This window comes from Pseudomonas sp. 2995-1, from assembly GCF_002742505.1.
Lineage (GTDB): Bacteria > Pseudomonadota > Gammaproteobacteria > Pseudomonadales > Pseudomonadaceae > Aquipseudomonas > Aquipseudomonas sivasensis.
The window spans coordinates 1-236 of sequence record NZ_LJSA01000587.1 but is presented as its reverse complement, the minus strand read 5'-3'; the positions used below and the strand labels follow the sequence as shown (position 1 = coordinate 236).

Annotated in this window: 1 pseudogene; it reads left to right on the top strand. The window is 37.7% G+C overall.

The annotated features are described in order from the left end of the window. Positions 1-30: 30 nt before the first annotated feature. Positions 31-236: pseudogene (locus AOA61_RS28190) on the top strand (D-alanyl-D-alanine carboxypeptidase); the annotation flags it as partial.

The following is a 236-nucleotide window of genomic DNA, read 5'->3' as shown; positions in this document are numbered from 1 at the left end:
CCTTTATTACCTGCTAGTATGGTAAAAATGATGAGTGAGTACTTGATTCTAGAGGCTGTAAATAATGGTGACATTAGTTGGGATCAACAAGTACCAGTTAGCGATTACCTTACAGGAGCGGATTCATTATCTCATGATCGTAGACTTTCCAATGTTCCTCTTCGTCCTGATGAAAATTATACAGTGAAAGAGTTATACGAGTCAGTAGCAATTTATTCAGCCAATGCATCTACGAT